Source organism: Bacillus multifaciens (assembly GCF_030756675.1).
Lineage (GTDB): Bacteria > Bacillota > Bacilli > Bacillales > Bacillaceae_G > Bacillus_A > Bacillus_A multifaciens.
The window spans coordinates 139,265-159,673 of record NZ_JAVBXD010000002.1 but is presented as its reverse complement, the minus strand read 5'-3'; the positions used below and the strand labels follow the sequence as shown (position 1 = coordinate 159,673).

The window sequence follows — 20,409 nt, the reverse complement described above, 5'->3', positions numbered from 1 at the left end:
CCGTTTATCCTCTCCATTACAAAGATGGAGCGGATACTGTCCACTTCTCAGCTTGCTTCCATTCTGCTTCGCTCTCTTCCACTACTTCTTTCGCATTTAAATCGAAAATTTTCGCAAATAGAGCCAGTTTTTCTTTCGCATCTTCTTCAGCCGCTAACTCTTTCGCAATTAAAATCGGATCTTTTAACAATTGATTAATAATACTTTTCGTGTGTTTACTAATCACTTTTCGTTCCCGCTCTGTTAACGTTGGAATTTTCCGTTCAAGACTTTGCATTGTTTCACTTTGAATCGCTAACGCCTTATCGCGCAGTTCCGAAATTAACGGTACAACACCAAGCGTATTCAACCATGACTTAAATAGAATCATTTCTTCTTCAATCATAATTTGAATTTTCTCAGCCTCTTTTAAGCGGTCAGCACGATTCGCTTCCACAACACCTTGTAAATCATCAATATCATATAAGAAAACACTTTCTAACGTATCAATTGCTGGATCAATATCACGCGGCACTGCAATATCAACCATAAAGAGTGGACGACCACAACGCATACTTTCTACTTTGGACATCATTTCTTTCGTAATCACATATTCAGTAGCCCCTGTTGAGCTAATTACAATATCAGCTTCTAACAGTGCGCATTGCAACTGATCCAACGGCTTTGCACGTCCCATATATTTTTCTGCCATCGTTTCTGCTTTAGCAAACGTACGATTCATAACAGTTACTTTATGAGCACCGCTCCCGTACAAGTTCTGCAGTGCTAATTCGCCCATTTTTCCCGCACCAAGAATAAGAACATGGCAATCTTTCAAATCACCAAAAATTTTCTTTCCAAGTTCAACAGCTGCATAACTGACTGACATTGCATTGCCACCAATTGTCGTTTCAGAATGTGCACGTTTCGCTAATGTAACGACTTGTTTAAACAATTCATTAAATATCGTTCCTGTCGTTTTTAGTTCTTGCGCTAGTAAAAAGCTATCACGAATTTGTCCTAAAATTTGCGTCTCTCCAACTACCATTGAATCTAATCCACATGTTACGCGGAATAAATGATCTGTAGCACCGTCTTGTTCATATAGAGATAGATACGGTGCAATTTCTTCTATTTCAAGCTGAAACCAATCAGCCATAAATTTCTTAATATAATAGCGTCCTGTGTGTAACTGGTCTACTACAGCATAGATCTCCGTTCGATTGCACGTTGATACAATGACATTTTCTAATACACTTTTTTGTTTTTGCAGCGTTGTCATTGCTTTCTCTAATTCTGCTTCCTGGAACGTTAGTTTCTCACGAATTTCTACAGGGGCTGTTCGATAGTTAACACCAACAACAAGAATATGCACGCAGCATGTCCCCCTTCAACCGATTTTTCATCTTATCTACTATCATAATACAACTTTTCTCTTATAAATCTGACAATCGTGTGAACACCTTCTCTTTTTTCTTCCTTACTTATCTGACAATAAGCCATCTCCCGCGATAAGTAAAGAGCGACAGGTGAGGAAAACTTTTCATAAAGAAGAATGATTTTAGTTCGCCTCTTTTGAAAAAGAAACTCACTTTATCCCGCTCAAAGGGACAGTAAAAATCTGCTTATCCAACGAAGATACTGTCCCTAAGAGCCCGATTGGGCGGGCTAACCCTTTTAGGAGAAAGACACTCCTAAAAGGGAAGTTTCACTTTATAATAATTATAAAATAATAACTCTATCTGTACGTTATCAAAAAAAATTGTCGGAATCAAGTAATGAAAACTATTCCATACCTACAGAAAGACTAACTTTCCTTAGCTTCTTTCAATTGAATGAAAATATGTATGATTATACCAAATGACCATACAAAAAACGTGTGACAATCGTCACACGTTTTTTGTTTTTGTAAACTTATGAATGGCTTTCCACGCTTCTTCTTTCCCAAGACCTGTTTCTGAAGAAAATAATACGACTTCATCTCCTGGTTCTACATCGAGCGTTTCTTTCACAACTTTTAAATGCTTTTGCCATTTTCCTTTTGGAATTTTATCAGCTTTTGTTGCAATAATGATTGTTGGAATTTCATAATGTTTTAAGAAATCATACATCATCACATCGTCGTTCGTTGGCTTATGACGTAAATCAATCACAAGAACAGCTGCATCTAACTGCTGTCTTGTTGTGAAATACGTTTCAATCATCTTGCCCCATGCTGCTCGTTCTGATTTAGATACTTTTGCGTAACCATAGCCTGGTACATCCACAAAATGCATCATATCATTAATGATAAAAAAGTTTAGTGTTTGCGTTTTTCCTGGTTTAGAAGAAATACGCACTAATTTTTTTCGATTTAAAATTTTATTAATAAATGATGATTTCCCTACATTCGAACGACCCGCTAATGCGATTTCTGGTAAATCTCCCTCAGGATATTGTTCTGGTTTGACTGCACTAATGACAATCTCAGCTTTTGTTACTTTCATTTTTTCACTCCTACTAATGCATGCTCTAGTACCTCATCTAAATGAGAGACTGGCACAAACGTAAGGTTTTCCTTTACGCTTTCTGGAATATCTTCCAAATCTCTTTCATTTTCTATCGGTAAAATAATTTTCTTTAAACCTGCACGATGCGCGCTCAATGTTTTTTCTTTCAATCCACCAATCGGTAACACGCGACCACGAAGTGTAATTTCACCTGTCATTCCGACTTCTTTACTAACAGGAATACCTGTTAATGCTGAAATAAGAGCCGTTGCCATCGTAATCCCCGCTGATGGGCCATCTTTTGGCACCGCACCTTCAGGAACGTGAATATGAATATCATGTTTTTCATGGAAGTCAGGGTCAATATGTAGTTCTTCTGCACGAGAACGAATATAACTAAATGCCGCTTGTGCAGATTCTTTCATCACATCACCAAGTTTTCCTGTTAAAATCAATTTCCCTTTCCCCGGAGATACAGATACCTCAATCGCAAGCGTATCTCCGCCAGCTGAAGTATACGCTAAACCTGTTGCCATACCGACCTGATCTTTCGTTTCTGCTTGGCCGTAACGGAATATGCGTTTTCCAAGCAATTCGGTAATATTCTTCTCCGTGACAACGATGCGTTTACGTTCTTCCGTTACAATAATCTTCGCTGCTTTCCGGCAAAGCTTCGCAAGCTGACGTTCTAACGTACGAACACCCGCTTCACGCGTATAGTAACGAATAATTTCAAGAAGCGCTTCATCGCGCACTTGTAAATTCCCTTTTTTCAACCCATGTTCCTTCAATTGTTTCGTCAATAAATGTTCACGGGCAATATGTACTTTTTCAAGTTCTGTATAACCAGCAATAGAGATAATCTCCATGCGGTCAAGAAGCGGACCTGGAATGCTTGCAAGCGTATTAGCAGTTGCAACAAACATCACTTTCGATAAATCATACGGCTCTTCAATGTAATGATCACTAAAATTATGATTTTGTTCTGGATCTAATACTTCTAATAATGCTGCTGAAGGATCACCGCGAAAATCATTGGACATTTTATCAATCTCATCTAATAAAAAGACGGGATTGACTGTTTTTGCTTTTTTCATTCCTTGAATAATGCGGCCTGGCATCGCACCGACATACGTACGACGATGACCACGAATTTCCGATTCATCACGTACCCCGCCAAGTGATACACGAACAAAATTACGATTCACTGATGTCGCAATTGAACGAGCTAACGATGTTTTCCCAACCCCAGGAGGACCAACTAAACAAAGAATAGGCCCTTTTAACGAATTAGTAAGCTTTTGTACTGCTAAATATTCAAGCACACGTTCTTTTACTTTTTCAAGCCCATAATGCTCTTCATTTAAAATATTTTCAGCGCGGGCAAGATCGATACGATCTTCCGTTGCCTCCGTCCAAGGAAGAGATAACAACCAATCAATATAATTGCGAATGACTCCGCTCTCCGCTGAACTTGCCGGTAATTTCTCATAACGATCTAGCTCTTTTAATGCCGCCTTCATCGTGTCTTCTGGCATTCCTGATTCTTCAATCTTTTCGCGAAGCTCTTCTACTTCGCCGCCTTTTCCTTCTTTATCACCAAGCTCTTTTTGAATAGCTTTCATTTGTTCACGTAAGAAGTACTCTTTTTGTGTACGCTCCATAGAACGTTTTACTTGTTGCCCAATTTTCTTTTCTAAATTTAATAACTCTTTTTCATCTTGAATAAAAGAAATAAGTGTATGTAATCGTTCTTTCGCTGCAGTGATTTCTAAAATTTGTTGCTTTTGCTTCATTTTGAGCGGCAAATGAGAAGATACGAGGTCAGCTAATCGACCTGGTTCCTCAACATCAACAACCGTCGCAAACGTTTCACCTGAAACTTTCTTAGACAGCTTAATATATTGCTCAAAATACTCAATTAACGTGCGCATAAGCGCCTTTTCCTCTAAATCGCCTTCTTCTTCTTCACTTAACATGCGGACATGAGCTGTAATTACATCATCTTCTTCAATGAACTCTGTCATTTCTACTCTATGTAAACCTTCAACAAGGATACGCATCGTCCCATTTGGCAATTTAAGCATTTGCTTCACTTTTGCTAACGTACCTACTTTATAAACATCATCTTCTTGCGGATCATCGATATTCACGTCTTTTTGCATTGCTAAAAAAATTATATTTTCATCCATAGCCGCCTGCTCAAGCGCTTTAATCGATTTATCACGTCCTACATCAAGATGCAGAACCATCGTCGGATATACGAGAACGCCTCTTAATGGTAGGAGGGGCACGATTCTTTCATTCACATTCATATTAGACATAGCACCTCCATAAATATCTTTGTTTCCCTATTTTATATTACAATAAAGCCTTATGCAATCGCAGAGACTTGATACTTTGTTTCCCGTTCAAGAAAAAGGACTTCGCTTAAGCATATAACGACTTTAGCGAAGTCTAGAATATTCGAGTGATTTAACTTTCTTCTTAACGAAAACTGCCCATTTGATCTACTAACACTTTTCTTCAAATCGATTGTGCATCATCTTCCTCGAAAGAGAGCAACGTATCGTCTGTTCGCTCAATTTTCTCTTGTATACACGCTAATGCAAATACTTCTTTTAATTTTCGGACAGGAACAATTTCAATACCTTTAATTGTGTAAAGAAGAGGCTGCATATTTTCTGCTGGGATGAGCACTTTCTTTGCCCCAGCCTTTTTCGCTGCTTTTACTTTCGCATAAACGCCGCCGACTGGTTTTATTTCCCCGTGAATACTAATTTCACCGGTCATCGCTACTTCATTATTGACATACATACGATGAACGGCAGAATATACACCTGTTGCAATTGCAATACCGGCAGATGGACCATCAACTGGAATACCACCTGGAAAGTTAATATGTATATCATATCCCTCTGGTAATAAATCTAGGGAACGAAGGACAGTTACAACATTATCAACAGAACCTTTCGCCATACTTTTACGACGAATCGATTTTGATTGATTGCCAATACTCTCCTCCTCAACAATTCCTGTTACCACAACAGAACCTTTTTCTTTTGCCGGAATTGCAGTTACTTCAATTTCGAGTAGTGCTCCTGTATTTGGCCCATATACAGCCAAGCCATTTACAAGACCGATTCTCGGAATTGGATATATACGTTTTTCATACTTGGGCGTCAGTTGACTTGAATGAATTACCCATTCAATATCTTCATCCTTTACGGAAGAGCGTCCTTCGTTAATCGCCATTCCAGCAGAGATTTGTACAAGGTTTATGGCTTCCCTTCCATTTCGCGCGTACATCCCAATCATTTCTACGCCTTGTTTTCCTATCTCCATACCTACCTTTTCAGCAGCGTTTTTAGCTACCGCTTCAATCTCTTCTGTATCTAATTCACGAAAAAAGACTTCTAAGCAACGTGAGCGAATCGCTGGAGGAATTTCCTCCGGTGAACGTGTCGTTGCGCCAACAAGACGAAAATCAGCTGGTAATCCCTTTTGGAAAATATCGTGTATATACGTTGGAATAAAGGAATTTTCCTCACTATAATATGCACTTTCCAAAAACACTTTGCGATCCTCCAGCACTTTTAACATTTTATTCATTTGAATTGGATGAAGCTCTCCAATCTCATCAATAAATAAAATACCTCCATGTGCATCTGTAACCGCTCCTTTTTTCGGTTGCGGAATACCCGCTTGTCCCATCGCACCGGCCCCTTGATAAATCGGGTCATGAACAGAACCAATTAACGGATCAGCAATGCCTCGTTCATCAAACCGAGCTGTTGTGGCATCGAGTTCAATAAATGTTGCATTCGTGCGAAACGGAGACTTCATATTTTTCTTCGCTTCTTCTAATACGAGCCGAGCCGCTGCTGTTTTCCCAACTCCTGGTGGTCCATATATAATGACATGCTGTGGATTTGGTCCGCATAAAGCTGCCTTTAATGATTTAATACCATCTTCTTGTCCGACAATATCAGCAAATGACGCCGGACGAACCTTTTCAGCCAGCGGTTCTGTTAAAGAAATTTCCCGCATTTTTCGAAGTTGCTCTAGCTCTTTCTTTGATTCTCTATCGATTGAAACTTTTTGCGTTCGCTGGTTTCGGAGTAAATGCCAAAAATATAATCCGACAATTACACCAAAGACTAGTTGAACGATTAAAAAAATATTTGTCCAGCTCATATTCATTTCCTCCCGCTATGTTTTACTCTTCAGTATCCCCTGGGAGGAAACACGCTAAACATAAGAAGAAACAGCAATTATATAATTGCTGTTTCTCTCGTTTATATTCCACTTCATAAATAATGGGGGCCAAAGCCCCCATTATTCAAAACACCTTATGCAGATGTTTTTGTATCTTGCTCAAGTACAGTACCATCTTGCAGCACTAATTTTGGCGCAGCATTTTCTGTTACTGTTTCTTTTGAAATCACACATTTTTCAATGTCTTTACGGGATGGAAGTTCGAACATCACATCTAGCATTAAACCTTCAATGATAGAACGAAGTCCACGTGCACCTGTTTTACGTTCAATTGCTTTTTTAGCAATTTCAACAAGAGCTTCGTCTTCAAACTCTAATTCAACATCATCAAGCTCCAATAACTTTTGGAACTGCTTCACAAGCGCATTTTTCGGCTTTGTTAAGATGTCAACAAGAGCACCTTCATCAAGTGGCTCTAAGTTCGCAATAACTGGAAGACGACCAATAAATTCTGGAATTAATCCGAATTTTAATAAATCTTCTGGCAATACATGCGATAAAACATGCTTTTCTGTTACATCAGCATTTTTCTTCTCAGAACCGAAACCAATCACTTTTTCACCAAGACGGCGTTTAATGATTGGTTCAATACCATCAAATGCACCGCCACAAATGAATAAAATGTTTGTTGTATCAATTTGAATAAACTCTTGATGTGGATGCTTACGACCACCTTGAGGCGGAACGCTCGCTACAGTTCCTTCTAAAATTTTAAGAAGTGCCTGTTGCACACCCTCACCAGATACGTCACGCGTAATTGACGGATTTTCTGACTTACGAGCCACTTTATCAATCTCGTCAATATAAATGATCCCTTTTTCTGCTTTCTCTACATCATAATCAGCTGCTTGAATAAGTTTTAATAAGATGTTTTCTACATCTTCTCCTACATATCCAGCTTCCGTTAAAGATGTTGCATCAGCAATTGCAAATGGAACATTTAAAATACGCGCTAACGTTTGAGCTAATAACGTTTTACCGCTACCTGTTGGCCCAATTAAAGAAATATTACTTTTCGCCAATTCTACATCATCAATTTTGCTGCTAGAATTAATGCGCTTGTAATGATTATATACCGCTACCGCTAATGCTTTCTTCGCTTGATCTTGTCCGATTACATATTCATCTAAAATCTCACGAATTTCTACCGGTTTTGGTACATCTTTGAATTCTACTTCTTCATCTTTTGCAAGCTCCTCTTGCACGATTTCTGTGCAAAGTTCTATACATTCATCACAAATGTAAACCCCAGGACCTGCCACAAGTTTTCGAACTTGCGTTTGTGTTTTACCACAGAAAGAACATTTTAATTGTCCTTTTTCATCATTAAATTTAAACATATTTTCACACCCCTTACAAAGTGCTAAAACCTTGCCTTCGTATGTACACGATAAATGTATCGTATGTAAATACATATTATGTCACTACGTGGCGAGAAATACAAATAATATGGTTAGTTATGTACAAATAAAAAAATTTTAAAACTTTTGAAATATGTATATTCGACTTTTGAAGAAACATTTCCTTCTTCATAACAAAATGTTTTACAAATATATTTATATTTATAAAACAAGGCACGAGCAATGTCGTGCCTTGTTATTTTATTATGCAGTCTTGCTGTTATCTACTAAGAAATCTACTGCTTTACGAACTTGAAGTTCTTCTTTTACACCTTCAACGTTACCAAGAGCTTGTTTCACAGCGTCTACTGGCATGTTGTACATTTCAGCCATTTTTTCAACTTCTGCATTTACTTCTTCTTCTGTTGCTTCAATGTTTTCAGCTTTGATAATTGCTTCAAGAACAAGGTTAGTTGCTACGCGTTTTGCAGCGTCCTCTTTCATTTGTCCTTTTAATTTCTCATCGTCAGTACCTGTGAATTGGTAGTAAAGTTCTAAGTTCATACCTTGGTAGCTTAGGCGTTGCTCGAATTCACGAACCATACGATCTAACTCAGTTTCGATCATAGCTTCTGGAATTTCGATTTCTGCATTTGCAGAAGCTTTTTCTACTACTTCGTCACGAACTTTGTGCTCAGCTTCTTGCTTTTTGCTTACTTCTAAGTTTTCACGAATTTTTGCTTTTAACTCATCAAGAGTTGCAACTTCTTCGTTTGCATCTTTCGCGAACTCATCATTTAAAGCAGGAAGTTCTTTCACTTTAATTTCATGAACTGTTACTTTAAATGTTGCTGGTTTACCAGCTAGTTCAGCTGCATGGTATTCTTCTGGGAATGATACTTCTACGTCTTTTTGTTCGCCAGCTTTTAGACCAACTAATTGCTCTTCAAATCCTGGAATGAATGTGTTAGAACCGATTGCTAAAGAGTAGTTTTCGCCTTTTCCACCTTCGAATGCTTCGCCATCAACGAAACCTTCGAAGTCGATTACAGCTGTATCACCGTTTTCTACAGTGCCATCTTCTTTCACTACAAGCTCAGCTTGACGCTCTTGTAAAGATGTTAATTCATTCTCTACATCTTCGTCAGTTACAGTAGCATCAACTTTCTCTACTGTTAAGCCTTTGTATTCGCCTAATTTCACTTCAGGTTTTACAGTAACTTTTGCAGTGAAAATTAAGTTTTGGCCTTTTTCGAACTTCTCGATGTCGATTTCAGGGTGAGCAACTGGGAAGATACCAGTTTCATCGATTGCTTCTCCGTATGCTTTTGGTAAGATGATATCTAAAGCATCTTGGTATAAAGACTCTACACCGAAACGTTGTTCGAATAGAGGACGAGGCATTTTCCCTTTACGGAAGCCTGGTACATTAATTGTTTGTACTACTTTTTTGAACGCAGCGTCTAAAGAGTTGTTTACCTCTTTCGCATCAACTTCGATTGTTAAAACGCCAACGTTACCTTCTAATTTTTCCCATTTTGCAGCCATTTATTCTTTCCCTCCAACTGTAATAATGTATGCACATACCTTTAGATATCGAGGCCTTTATTGTTTCTTAGAAAGAAACAATAAACGCAAACTGATTAATTCAGCCTTCTATCCGCTATGAAAAGCTTTGGACATACTTCTCAATCTACTATTTGCCGAAAAGACAAATACGGTATATTTTGTTCGAGAATAATATGAAACATATAAGTAAGAGAATATTTGTTTCTATTCTCTTATAAAAAGGCAGATTTAAGCCTTTTGCAACCCTTACATTATAACATAGAATACTCTCGTTTCAATAACTGAAACATTCTTTTTCATTATACTGGCATAAACCCTTCTTTCTCAATACGTAAAAACCACTGATATGCAATATGGTATTCTTCCAGTGTAATACCATACTCACGAAGAAGTTCTTCTTCATGAATTGGCATTCCAAAGCGTTTCCTTCCAACTCTCTCTAAAACAGCTGCCCATAATTCAGCTTTGTCTGTTAATAGAGGAAACGGGAAGAGACTTGTCTGCATTTCTTTCCAATATGTAATAATTGCCCCATACATCGATGGATTATCATGCTCTAATCGCTCAGACAATATATGTAACACTTTTTCTGTATCATATTGATTATAAGCCAAATTAGCCGGTATTATTGTTATTGTCTCACCAAACTTTTCTATATCTACCTTCTCTTGTATTCCAAAGTCCATTAATATGTATAAGATAGAAGTTTTAATATACGGGTGTTTCGTTTCATCTAATAAAAATGTACGCAACGTCGGCAACGCCTTCTCGACATGTTTAGTCGCAAGACGATTCACCGCGCGCAGCTGCTCCCCGTAGTCACCAGTCAGCAAAGCATCCGCAAACGCAGGTTCATCAAAAGATAAACTGTCATCTATCTCTACTACTGCTTCTTCACTCTCTAGCATACCCTTTGCAAACAAGGCAAGTTGTGCTAATTTTTCCTTTTGTTCTACTGTTATTTCTTTCGTTTGTAAAACAGACTGAACCGTTTCAATAATACCTTCATAATCATTTGTTTGTACTAAAATCGTAATATACGTTTCAAGAATATCTTGAAATAAAAACTCCCCTGTTTCAAGCAATTCCTCACATCGTTCTTTCGCTTCTTTTATTTCCTTTAATTCTAGCAAACAAATAACTGAAGCTAATTCTGATTGTTCTGTCTGTGCTCCGTATTGGCGCAACATTTCGAAGTTTTTTAACGCATCTTCAAACCGACGCTCACGCAATGCAATAAATCCTTCATCGGTATATCGCACTGACAATTGCGGAAACAATACGACCGTACTTTCTTTTTTATCCATACGCTCGCCTCTTTTTTTAGATTTTCAATACACTTTAAAGTTAATATAACAAATGACCGTTCGGAACACAATAATTGCAATCTGTTCGTTTTTATTGAGAAAATCTCGATTTCTGTTATATAAAAATCGAATATATTAGCGGGAAATACGAAAACAGAAGTTTCATGAAGAAATAAAGTGAAACTTTAATCAGTGGGGGTTTTCTCCACCCCTCACTGATTATTAGCCCTCACCAATCGGGCTTTTACGGGCAGTTTTCTTCCTGCGTTTCATAGCTTTTACTGCCCGTTAATGCGGGATAAAATAAAAAACTCTCTGCTGCCGATGCGGAGAGTCTACTGGAAAGCTTTTATAATAGTAGGATATATGAAGAGGGTTATCATTTGAAGAACAATAAACGTCATCACAATGATGCCAAAAAAGAAGATTAGCTTACTACGCTTTATCAACAACATAATAATAATGATTGTACAGGTGATTGAACAGACGAAAAGTATACTTATACTTGAACTTAATAATCCACTTGGAAGCATGAATAATAAGATTACACTACAAACGCCAATCATTCCTAATAGCCATTCCATTCTCTGTCCCCTTAAGTCTTTATTTATGCTATTAACTGTTTTACAACCTCGATCATGTCAGTCAGTTTGTCATACGCAACAACTCCAAAAGCAACCGTTAATGCTGCTACAGCTATTCCTTTCATCATTTTTTCCTCCTCGATTCGTCTTTGTTACCTTTATTATAAAATGTTTAGAAATAGTTACCATCGAACTACCTTACATATACCTTACATAATTGTAAGATTTCTCAAAAATCATTTCTTTTATGTTATAATATATTTGAGAAAATTTAGAAATTTTAAACGAAAGAGGGATGATACTATGTTCAAAAAAGTTGCAGCTGATATGCTTGGCCTAAGTGATATTGGATCCGTTATTACTCCTGCTGATTACGATAAAGTAGATGCCGACGATTATGTCATGCATGAAGAAAATGAAAAAATTTATTTTTTAATCAAATCAAAAACAGACGAGTATTGCTTTACAAATACCGCTCTTATTCACGTTGACGGCACGAGTGCGGTAAGCAAGAAACGCACACTTCGCCGTTACAATTACAACACACATAAAATTTCGAACGTCCTTCTTGAAACAGCTGGAACCGTCGATTTAGATATCGAAATTAAATTTACTATGGGCGGGGAACATTACTCCATTGATATACATAAGAAACATATTGAAGAAGTGAAAGATTTATATAAAGCACTTCTAAAAATCGCTGAAATTACTTACGAAAATGACATCGCAACGCAATACGCACATAAAAGTCTAGAGATGGCATCTTCTACATTAGGTAATGTAAGAAATGCCGAAGTAGATCTTGCAGCACAGTTTAAAGAAATGAATCAAATTGCATTCAACTGGCTTGTGGATACGAAAAAACAATATAATGTAAAAGATTTTGGGTTTGTGTTTGAGAAGTTTATAAACAATTAATATGACATCACAAAAAAGGAAAGTATCCTTTAGGACACTTTCCTTTTTTGCTCTATATCTTTTTGAAGGAAAATCACATGAAACTTAACATATCGATAATCCCTCTATTTATTTACTAGCTATAATCATTCTTTATACATTTTGGTATATGTTTCAAATTAGTTGGCTTATGTACCAAAATACACTTTACTTCTCTGACGGTTCTTTGAAACAAACAACGCAATCTACCCTGCCGTTCTTTCTAGCATTGCCATTCTATTGGCTGATGCAAAAAAAGAATACGTTCAAGAAACAAACAAAAATCTTAGTACCAAAAAATAACTTTTAATGAAGAATTGCACATTTTAATACAAAGATGTATTTTCTTTAATTTCTATATCAAGTTTTCCATTGTCATCAATAGATTTTATAGTTATTACAGCATTTCCAGAATAACCTTTTTCAAAATATCCAATCACATATTCTGTGTGTAAAATTCCTTCGTTATCTTTATATTGAAGTTTCATTGCACCCTCATCAAAATCCTTATTCGAATTCTCGGTTGGATTTACATTGAGTTTATAAATTTCACCTGATGCAATTAAGGGTATCTTAATATCCGATTTAATATTATCATAAGTCAAATATAAACCCGACACTTCTTTATTTGTTTGGTTTTTCACCTTAATATCAAATCCATCTTGTACAAGAACATAGCCCACAAGTCCTACAATCCCTATGACCATAACCGTTATTGCAACTAAAAATTTTTTCACTTATTTATCCCCTCTTGAACTACAAATCTTCCCATTCGCTATTTCTACTACTTAAAATAAATATTCTGTTCATTATTCAAATAACCTGCTTTAATTTTTAACATAATCAAAAGTTAAAGCAGATTACAGATTCCTTTACTACCTTTTCTTTTAACCAAAACAAAAAACCCCTTACACCATTCAACCAAACGATGTAAGGGGTAAAAAAAAGAAGTACACTCATGCACTTCTTTGTAGCGTCCCAGGAGAGATTCGAACTCCCGACCGACGGCTTAGCTTACCACCATAGCTTTCGCTACCAGCAAATACTGTTTGTAGTCTGGACTATATCTTCACCATTTCAGGTGCGACACGTGTAGTCTCTACGGAACCTCACGATGATTTTCATCATACTTTAGAGTTTTTACCATTAAGGTGTTTCCTTAATCATTCAAAACTCCTCAATCTTCTTAGAAGATCGTAAGTTTCCTCGGTATTACCATCAGCCGTACTGTTAAGGCTTCACCGATATAGTGTCGTCCACTTTATAGGTTCTTGTTTCCCTATAAAGGCTCCTATTCTTGAAGGCCGTTGCTCTATCCTGCTGAGCTACTGGGACATGGAGCGGGTGAAGAGAATCGAACTCTCGACCAGAGCTTGGAAGGCTCTTGTTTTACCACTAAACTACACCCGCATAATATGAAATTTTTTCTAGCGCCTCATCGACAATATTCATTATATTATCGATAACAATGAAAGTCAACATCATTTTTTAAAAATAGGGTGAAGAATTTTTCACCCTATTTTTAATGTTTTTTGTGCTACGATTGTGCCTTCTAAAGTAAGAAAGCGAATGTCCATTATATCCTCTTTTATTTCAAGTAAAGCAAATGTTTTTTCTCTACGCGAACGAGGCAAGAGAATGCTTCCTGGATTGATAAACAAAATATCGTTTATGATCTCTGCTCCTAATATATGTGAATGACCGAAGCAAACGACATTTGCCTCTGCTTCTTTCGCACGATATAAAAGGGTTTGGAGCGTCATTTTAATATTGTATAAATGTCCATGCGTGATAAGGAACCATGTATTTTGTACTTCTGTGATAATATCATTTGGAAAGTCTCCAGCATAATCACAGTTTCCTTTCACTACATGAAACCCTTCTAGTTCAGTGTGCTGCGATGTTAATTCTGAATCACCGCAATGAATCATCACATCCACGTTTCCCTCGTACTGTTCTTTTAATTGCTTTAACTCTTTCACAGAACCGTGACTGTCGCTCACAATTAACGCCTTCATCGGTTTCGCTCCCTTATTATTCTTCCCCTAAAAACCAGACTGGAATTTTTTCTTCTAATTTACGAAGCGCACGTCCGCGATGACTAATTTTATTTTTCTCATCTGACGACAATTCCGCCATTGCACTTTTGTACTCTTCTACATAAAAAATAGGATCATACCCAAAACCATTTTCTCCGCGCTGCTGCTCTAAAATCTTTCCTTCACACGTTCCATTTACAATCAATGGTTGTTTATCTTCTTGCGGGAATGCAACAGCTAACGCACAGTAAAAACGTGCCGTACGCTTCTCCATTGAAATATTCTTTAATCCGTCTAACACTTTTTGAATGTTAGCTTGGTCGTCCTTTTCCTCACCTGCATAACGAGCAGAATGCACTCCCGGTTTCCCTTGCAACGCATCTACAATTAAACCTGAATCATCGGCAATGACAATTTCATTTAGCTGTTTACACAGATGTTCCGCCTTTAGAATTGCGTTTTCTTCAAACGTTTCACCAGTTTCCTCTACTTCTTCAATATGAGGAAAATCATAAAGTGATTTTACTTCTAAATCAAACTTTTCAAATAGCTCCGCAAATTCGCGTACTTTCCCAGCGTTCTTTGTTGCTACGACAACTTGTTTCATATTTCCACCTCTATTCCATATGAGTAACAATATTACCTAATGCTTCTTTTTGCATTTCAACAAGCTGTAAAATCCCTTGTTCTGCTACATCAAGCAGCTCGTTCAATTCACCGCGGCTAAATGTTGCTTCTTCTCCTGTACCTTGCACTTCAACAAAATGTCCTTTTCCTGTCATAATGACATTCATATCAACATTTGCCTTAGAATCTTCTGCATAATTTAAATCTAATACAACGCCATGCTCATCAACGATTCCAACAGACGTCGCCGCCAAGAAATCTTTCACTGGAAGTTTTGATACTTTCCCTGCTTCCACAAGCTTCTCAAACGCCAATACCATCGCTACATACGCACCAGTAATAGAAGCTGTTCGCGTTCCGCCGTCAGCTTGAATGACATCACAGTCAATCCAAATTGTTTTTTCACCAAGTGCTTCTAAATCAACAACAGCACGCAATGCTCGTCCAATTAAACGTTGAATTTCCATTGTACGGCCCGTTACTTTCCCTTTACTTGATTCACGAATCGTACGCTGTTCTGTTGCACGAGGGAGCATCGAATACTCTGCTGTAACCCATCCTTTCCCTTCACCTCTCATAAATGGAGGAACTCGGTCCTCAATCGTCGCTGTACAAATCACCTTTGTATCACCGACTTCAATTAGTACTGATCCTTCTGGATGTTTTAAATAATTCGTATGAATATGTATACGGCGCAGCTCCGATGCTTGTCTACCATCTACTCGCATAAAAATAACCCCCTTGTAACTACTACTTGTTAGTATAGCCTATTAAAAATTTATGTATCGCAATAAAAGAAGGGGAATTAGATTCATTCCCCTTCTCTTCCTACATTCAGTATATCAAATTATTTCTGTTTAAAAACCACCTGTATTCACGTTTTGTGGCCGATCGACCGGTTTTATTAATTTATCACCTTTTTCTGTAACAAGATTTGCCTTTCCATTCACTTGAATGGACACATTTTCCACGCCTTGTTTTTCAGTTAAAGATAATACAAGCGATTGCAGTACATAGTTAGAAATCGCACTTTTATCTTTATTCGCATAAATATTTTCATTAAAGTTCAATGTCACTGTTCCCTTTTCAAGTTTTGGTTCATTGATTAACCTCACATCTGGATTAAAATCATATGTTAACGCCGATTTCTGCGACGGTCCTTTCACAAGTTCTTTTACAATTGTCGCTACTTCGTTTTCTTTCCCTTCGGCAACGCGGCGCGTTACTGGTACATAATAACTTTGTTTATTATTTTGCGCTATGAAATACAGCGTAATTGGTTTTGTATTTGCAAGATCAGCAACTTGCTCGTCATCAAAGTTAATACCATTTGCTCGGCTTAATCCATTACCAATCGGCGTACCAGCAACAGGCATTTTCGCTAAATCTTTCCCATTCATGCTGAACTTCACATTTTTTACTTCTTTAAACTGCGTTAACGTCCAAGTAACTGCTTCTACAATACGTCGTTCCTCTTCTTTTTTATAGTTTTTCAGTTCTTTTGAAAAATCAACAACTGCAGTTCCATCTTTTTTCACATCAACTGTCATTTCTGTGTCCGCTGGGAGCACAGCTTGAAATCCATTTGGCAATAAGTTTGTTACTGGTCCGTCTTTCACTAAATATTGTAATGATTGCTTAATCACCGCGTTATCTTTTGGAGCAGGTAACTGCACCGTTTGCGGCACAACATAACCATTTTTATCTACAAGATATAAATCTAATTTTTTCGTTTCCCCTTGTTTTGCAGTTTCTTTCTTCTCACCATCCGTATACGTTACTTTCTTAGGCGGATCAATTTGCTCTGTTGCTTTTTCCTTACTAAACAAACCGCATCCTGCTAATAAAACTGTACTTAATGTAGCACAAACAATCCATTTGAAAGTCGATCTAGGCATATGCTTTCCCCCTAAAAAAATCTAAGTTTGTACTATATGTATACGAGCCCGAGTTTCACTTTAGAACAAGCAATGACAACTTATCTTCAAAAAAGACCCATACAAAATCTTATACTACATACCATAAAAACCCCTTTCTTTTTTAGGATGAGCGAGAGTATCTGGCTATGCATAGAAGCGGTCAGGGCCTTTTCCTGCCACATGCGTGGTATTCAAACAAAGAGAGCATGCCAGTAGCGGTCATGATGTATCCTGCATAGCAGCGACTTATAAAGAAAAGCGGAAGCGGCTCGATCAGAATCGCAGGACGCCCACGCCCCCGACAGAGAGGTGCTTTTTGCCTCGTCCGAGGGAGCGAAACGACCGGAGATTCTAGCCGCAGGAGCTAGACAAAGATGTCGAAACATTAAAACTGATTTATATACCTACAACCGGTAGGATGAAACCACCAAATACAAAAAGAGATTGCATACAATTTTGAACAATTTATGAATCCTCCACAGATGTGATAAATATCACATCTCCTTATTTTCCAAAACTTTTATAATACAAGTATAAAAGTTTGTTAAACATTTCACATAAAAGAAGGGAAATGAATATGAAAACACGTTTAGTCATGATCGGGAATGGGATGGCCGGAATACGCTGCATCGAAGAGATTTTAAAACAAAACGATACTTTATATGACATTACTATTTTTGGTGATGAACCGCATCCAAATTACAATCGCATTATGCTCTCCCACGTTCTACAAGGAAAGACAAACATGCAAGATATCATTATGAACGAATACAATTGGTACGAAGAGAATGATATTACGTTGTATACAAATGAAAAAGTGCTGCAAATTGATCGGGAAGAACAAGTGATCGTTACAGAAAAGAATCGTCTTGTTATGTACGACAAACTCATAATCGCAACAGGATCCAGTGCTTTTATTTTACCTGTGGAAGGTGCAAATCTTCCCGGTGTAACAGGTTTTCGTACAATTGAAGATACACAATTCATGATGGATACCGCTAAACAATATAAAAAAGCAGTTGTCATTGGTGGTGGATTACTTGGTTTAGAAGCCGCACGAGGACTTATTGACTTAGGAATGGACGTGCATGTTGTTCATTTAACATCACACTTAATGGAGCAACAACTCGATGCTAAGGCAGCTTCACTACTGCGCGAAGATTTAGAATCACAAGGCATGAAGTTCCTCATGGAAAAGAAAACAGTAAAAATTCTTGGTACAAACCACGTTGAGGGCATTCAATTTGCAGATGGTGATATTGTAAAATGCGATTTAATCGTCATGGCTGTTGGGATACGCCCAAATACACAGTTAGCAAAAGATGCTGGTTTACTTGTGAACCGCGGTATTGTCATCAATGACTATATGCAGACAAATGATACATCCATCTATGCGGTTGGTGAATGCGCAGAGCATAAAGGGATTGCTTATGGTCTTGTTGCACCGCTCTATGAGCAAGGTGCTGTATTAGCAAAACACATTACAAATACACAAACAGATGGCTACACTGGCAGCATCGTCGGTACACAGCTGAAAGTTGCAGGATGCGATTTATTCTCTGCTGGTCAAATTTATGAAGATGATAGTGCAAAGGCAATCTCCATTTTTGACGAGTTTACACGTTCCTATAAAAAGGTACTCATTCGGGACAATAAAGTTGTTGGTGTTGTTTTATACGGTGATACAACTGATGGCACACGTCTCTTCAGCATGTTAAAAAAAGAAGAAGATATACAAGAATATACATCAGCTTCTCTTCTTCATAAAGCTGGTGAAGACAACGGACTTGACATTGCAAGTATGAGTGCTGATGAAACGGTTTGCGGATGTAATGGCGTCACAAAAGGAGCGATTGTTCACGCTATTTTAGAACAAGACTTAACGACATTTGAAGAAGTAAAAGGGTGTACAAAAGCTGCAGGATCCTGTGGTAAATGTCGCCCAGTTGTGGAACAAATTTTATCTCATACACTTGGAGATAACTTTGATGCTTCTGTCCAAGTTGCAGGCATGTGCGGGTGTACAACCTTATCTCGCGATGAAGTTGTAGCCGCAATTCATGAAAAAGGCTTAAAGTCACCGAAAGAAGTACGAAACGTCCTTAACTTCTCGCACGAAGAAGGCTGTTCAAAATGCCGCCCTGCACTAAATTATTATTTACGTATGATTTGCCCAGAAGAGTATGCCGATGATAAAGCATCCCGCTTCGTTAACGAAAGAATGAATGGAAATATTCAACATGACGGAACATTTTCTGTGATTCCACGTATGTACGGCGGCGTTACAACAGCAGATGATTTAATGAAAATTGCAGAAGTTGCGAAGAAATACGACGTCCCGCTCGTGAAAATAACAGGTGCAAGCCGCATCGGTTTATATGGTGTTAAAAAAGAAGATTTACCAAAAGTGTGGGCTGATCTTGATATGAATTCTGGCTACGCCTATTCGAAGTCTCTTCGCAATGTAAAATCATGCGTCGGATCCCGCTTCTGCCGCTTCGGTACAAAAGATTCATTAGGACTTGGCATGTTGCTTGAGCAGTCATTAGAAATGGTAGATACACCGCACAAAATGAAAATGGGTGTAACAGGTTGTCCGCGTAACTGCGCAGAAGCATTAACGAAAGACTTCGGCGTCGTTTGTGTTGAAAATGGCTACCAGCTTTATATCGGAGGTAACGGCGGTACAGAAGTACGTGAAGCTGACTTTGTAATGATTGTCCCTTCAGAAGAAGATGTACTTCGCATCGCCACAGCTTACGTGCAACACTACCGTGAAACTGGCATTTACGGCGAGCGTACAGCTCCTTGGATAGAACGAATAGGCTTAGATCAAGTAAAAGAAGTGCTGCATGATGAAAGTATGGTCGCTATATTAAACGAACGCTTCCAAACAGCACGAAATACCTACGAAGAAGCTTGGGGACAAGCACTAGAAACACAATCACTAAAAACGATGTATGAAGTAGAGAGTGTAAAATAAGGAGCGATTCATATGTTACAAACGAAAGAAAAAATAAAAATTATGCCTGCCGCGGATCTTCCTGTACAAATCGGTAAGGAAGTTCGCATCAAGGACACGTCTATTGCCTTATTCCGCCTGGCAAACGGCGACATTCGCGCTGTAGAAAATCGGTGTCCTCATAAAAACGGCCCATTAGCAGAAGGAATTGTTTCTGGCGAATTTGTCTTTTGTCCGCTGCACGATTGGAAAATTTCATTACGGACCGGTGAAGTACAAAAACCTGATGATGGTTGTATTCAAACGTATGAAGTACAAATTATTGATGGCGATATTTATATATACATGTAACTTACACAAGGAAGCCCCTTCTCGGCTTC

16 protein-coding genes and 1 tRNA gene are annotated in these 20,409 nt (G+C 37.9%); 3 read left to right on the top strand and 14 right to left on the bottom strand.

Annotation, left to right across the window (positions count from 1 at the left end):
- Positions 1-16: 16 nt before the first annotated feature.
- The 8 genes from hemA to Q9306_RS02480 form a co-directional block, all read right to left on the bottom strand.
- Positions 17-1,354: a glutamyl-tRNA reductase gene (gene hemA, locus Q9306_RS02515; RefSeq protein ID WP_306194938.1), complete on the bottom strand. Its 1,338-nt coding sequence runs from the start codon at positions 1,352-1,354 to the stop codon at positions 17-19.
- Between the two features lie 514 nt (positions 1,355-1,868).
- Positions 1,869-2,465 carry a ribosome biogenesis GTP-binding protein YsxC gene (gene ysxC, locus Q9306_RS02510; RefSeq protein WP_020059985.1) on the bottom strand — a complete coding sequence of 199 codons (597 nt, stop codon included), beginning with the start codon at positions 2,463-2,465 and terminating at the stop codon, positions 1,869-1,871.
- Complete coding sequence (gene lon / locus Q9306_RS02505; protein WP_306194935.1) at positions 2,462-4,792, bottom strand: endopeptidase La; 2,331 nt, start codon at positions 4,790-4,792, stop codon at positions 2,462-2,464. Before lon ends, ysxC begins: the two co-directional genes overlap by 4 nt.
- Positions 4,793-4,994: 202 nt before the next feature.
- Positions 4,995-6,665: an ATP-dependent protease LonB gene (gene lonB / locus Q9306_RS02500; protein ID WP_306194933.1), complete on the bottom strand. Its 1,671-nt coding sequence runs from the start codon at positions 6,663-6,665 to the stop codon at positions 4,995-4,997.
- Between the two features lie 155 nt (positions 6,666-6,820).
- Positions 6,821-8,086, bottom strand: coding sequence for an ATP-dependent protease ATP-binding subunit ClpX (clpX, locus tag Q9306_RS02495; RefSeq protein ID WP_098914070.1), 1,266 nt, complete (start codon positions 8,084-8,086; stop codon positions 6,821-6,823).
- A gap of 264 nt (positions 8,087-8,350) precedes the next feature.
- A complete protein-coding gene (gene tig, locus Q9306_RS02490) occupies positions 8,351-9,634 on the bottom strand; it encodes a trigger factor (protein ID WP_306194931.1) in 1,284 nt (427 codons plus the stop codon).
- A 320-nt stretch (positions 9,635-9,954) separates the two neighbouring features.
- A complete protein-coding gene (locus Q9306_RS02485; protein WP_306194929.1) occupies positions 9,955-10,962 on the bottom strand; it encodes a hypothetical protein in 1,008 nt (335 codons plus the stop codon).
- Between the two features lie 335 nt (positions 10,963-11,297).
- Positions 11,298-11,546: a hypothetical protein gene (locus tag Q9306_RS02480; protein ID WP_306194927.1), complete on the bottom strand. Its 249-nt coding sequence runs from the start codon at positions 11,544-11,546 to the stop codon at positions 11,298-11,300.
- 303 nt (positions 11,547-11,849) lie between these two features.
- On the opposite strand from Q9306_RS02480, the gene Q9306_RS02475 reads away from it, so the two are divergent.
- Positions 11,850-12,464 carry a PH domain-containing protein gene (locus tag Q9306_RS02475; protein WP_306194925.1) on the top strand — a complete coding sequence of 205 codons (615 nt, stop codon included), beginning with the start codon at positions 11,850-11,852 and terminating at the stop codon, positions 12,462-12,464.
- Between the two features lie 344 nt (positions 12,465-12,808).
- Here the strand turns inward: Q9306_RS02475 and Q9306_RS02470 are convergent, their stop codons facing one another.
- The 6 genes from Q9306_RS02470 to Q9306_RS02445 all read right to left on the bottom strand — a co-directional run bounded on the left by Q9306_RS02470 (position 12,809) and on the right by Q9306_RS02445 (position 17,046).
- Positions 12,809-13,219 carry a hypothetical protein gene (locus Q9306_RS02470; RefSeq protein ID WP_306194923.1) on the bottom strand — a complete coding sequence of 137 codons (411 nt, stop codon included), beginning with the start codon at positions 13,217-13,219 and terminating at the stop codon, positions 12,809-12,811.
- A 599-nt stretch (positions 13,220-13,818) separates the two neighbouring features.
- Positions 13,819-13,892, bottom strand: a tRNA-Gly gene (locus tag Q9306_RS02465).
- A gap of 101 nt (positions 13,893-13,993) precedes the next feature.
- Positions 13,994-14,500, bottom strand: a complete 507-nt coding sequence (locus Q9306_RS02460) for a metallophosphoesterase family protein (protein ID WP_306194921.1) — start codon at positions 14,498-14,500, stop codon at positions 13,994-13,996.
- A 16-nt stretch (positions 14,501-14,516) separates the two neighbouring features.
- Positions 14,517-15,128 (bottom strand): XTP/dITP diphosphatase, encoded by a 612-nt coding sequence (locus Q9306_RS02455; RefSeq protein ID WP_306194919.1) that lies wholly within the window; start codon positions 15,126-15,128, stop codon positions 14,517-14,519.
- Between the two features lie 10 nt (positions 15,129-15,138).
- Positions 15,139-15,876 (bottom strand): ribonuclease PH, encoded by a 738-nt coding sequence (gene rph, locus Q9306_RS02450; protein ID WP_306194917.1) that lies wholly within the window; start codon positions 15,874-15,876, stop codon positions 15,139-15,141.
- 129 nt (positions 15,877-16,005) lie between these two features.
- Entirely contained in the window at positions 16,006-17,046 is a 1,041-nt protein-coding gene (locus Q9306_RS02445) for a GerMN domain-containing protein (RefSeq protein WP_306194915.1), read from the bottom strand.
- 598 nt (positions 17,047-17,644) lie between these two features.
- Here Q9306_RS02445 and nirB point away from each other — a divergent pair.
- A complete protein-coding gene (gene nirB, locus Q9306_RS02440) occupies positions 17,645-20,050 on the top strand; it encodes a nitrite reductase large subunit NirB (RefSeq protein WP_306194913.1) in 2,406 nt (801 codons plus the stop codon).
- A 12-nt stretch (positions 20,051-20,062) separates the two neighbouring features.
- Complete coding sequence (gene nirD, locus Q9306_RS02435; RefSeq protein ID WP_306194912.1) at positions 20,063-20,380, top strand: nitrite reductase small subunit NirD; 318 nt, start codon at positions 20,063-20,065, stop codon at positions 20,378-20,380.
- Positions 20,381-20,409: the final 29 nt, after the last annotated feature.

Excerpts from the sequence above, each read along its gene's own strand:
- lonB (WP_306194933.1), bottom strand. The coding sequence starts at position 6,665 with ATGAGCTGGACAAATATTTTTTTAATCGTTCAACTAGTCTTTGGTGTA.
- Q9306_RS02475 (WP_306194925.1), top strand. The coding sequence starts at position 11,850 with ATGTTCAAAAAAGTTGCAGCTGATATGCTTGGCCTAAGTGATATTGGA.
- Q9306_RS02455 (WP_306194919.1), bottom strand. The coding sequence starts at position 15,128 with ATGAAACAAGTTGTCGTAGCAACAAAGAACGCTGGGAAAGTACGCGAA.
- ysxC (WP_020059985.1), bottom strand. The coding sequence starts at position 2,465 with ATGAAAGTAACAAAAGCTGAGATTGTCATTAGTGCAGTCAAACCAGAA.
- nirB (WP_306194913.1), top strand. The coding sequence starts at position 17,645 with ATGAAAACACGTTTAGTCATGATCGGGAATGGGATGGCCGGAATACGC.
- Q9306_RS02460 (WP_306194921.1), bottom strand. The coding sequence starts at position 14,500 with ATGAAGGCGTTAATTGTGAGCGACAGTCACGGTTCTGTGAAAGAGTTA.
- Q9306_RS02445 (WP_306194915.1), bottom strand. The coding sequence starts at position 17,046 with ATGCCTAGATCGACTTTCAAATGGATTGTTTGTGCTACATTAAGTACA.
- tig (WP_306194931.1), bottom strand. The coding sequence starts at position 9,634 with ATGGCTGCAAAATGGGAAAAATTAGAAGGTAACGTTGGCGTTTTAACA.
- Q9306_RS02480 (WP_306194927.1), bottom strand. The coding sequence starts at position 11,546 with ATGGAATGGCTATTAGGAATGATTGGCGTTTGTAGTGTAATCTTATTA.
- Q9306_RS02485 (WP_306194929.1), bottom strand. The coding sequence starts at position 10,962 with ATGGATAAAAAAGAAAGTACGGTCGTATTGTTTCCGCAATTGTCAGTG.
- rph (WP_306194917.1), bottom strand. The coding sequence starts at position 15,876 with ATGCGAGTAGATGGTAGACAAGCATCGGAGCTGCGCCGTATACATATT.
- lon (WP_306194935.1), bottom strand. The coding sequence starts at position 4,792 with ATGTCTAATATGAATGTGAATGAAAGAATCGTGCCCCTCCTACCATTA.
- nirD (WP_306194912.1), top strand. The coding sequence starts at position 20,063 with ATGTTACAAACGAAAGAAAAAATAAAAATTATGCCTGCCGCGGATCTT.
- clpX (WP_098914070.1), bottom strand. The coding sequence starts at position 8,086 with ATGTTTAAATTTAATGATGAAAAAGGACAATTAAAATGTTCTTTCTGT.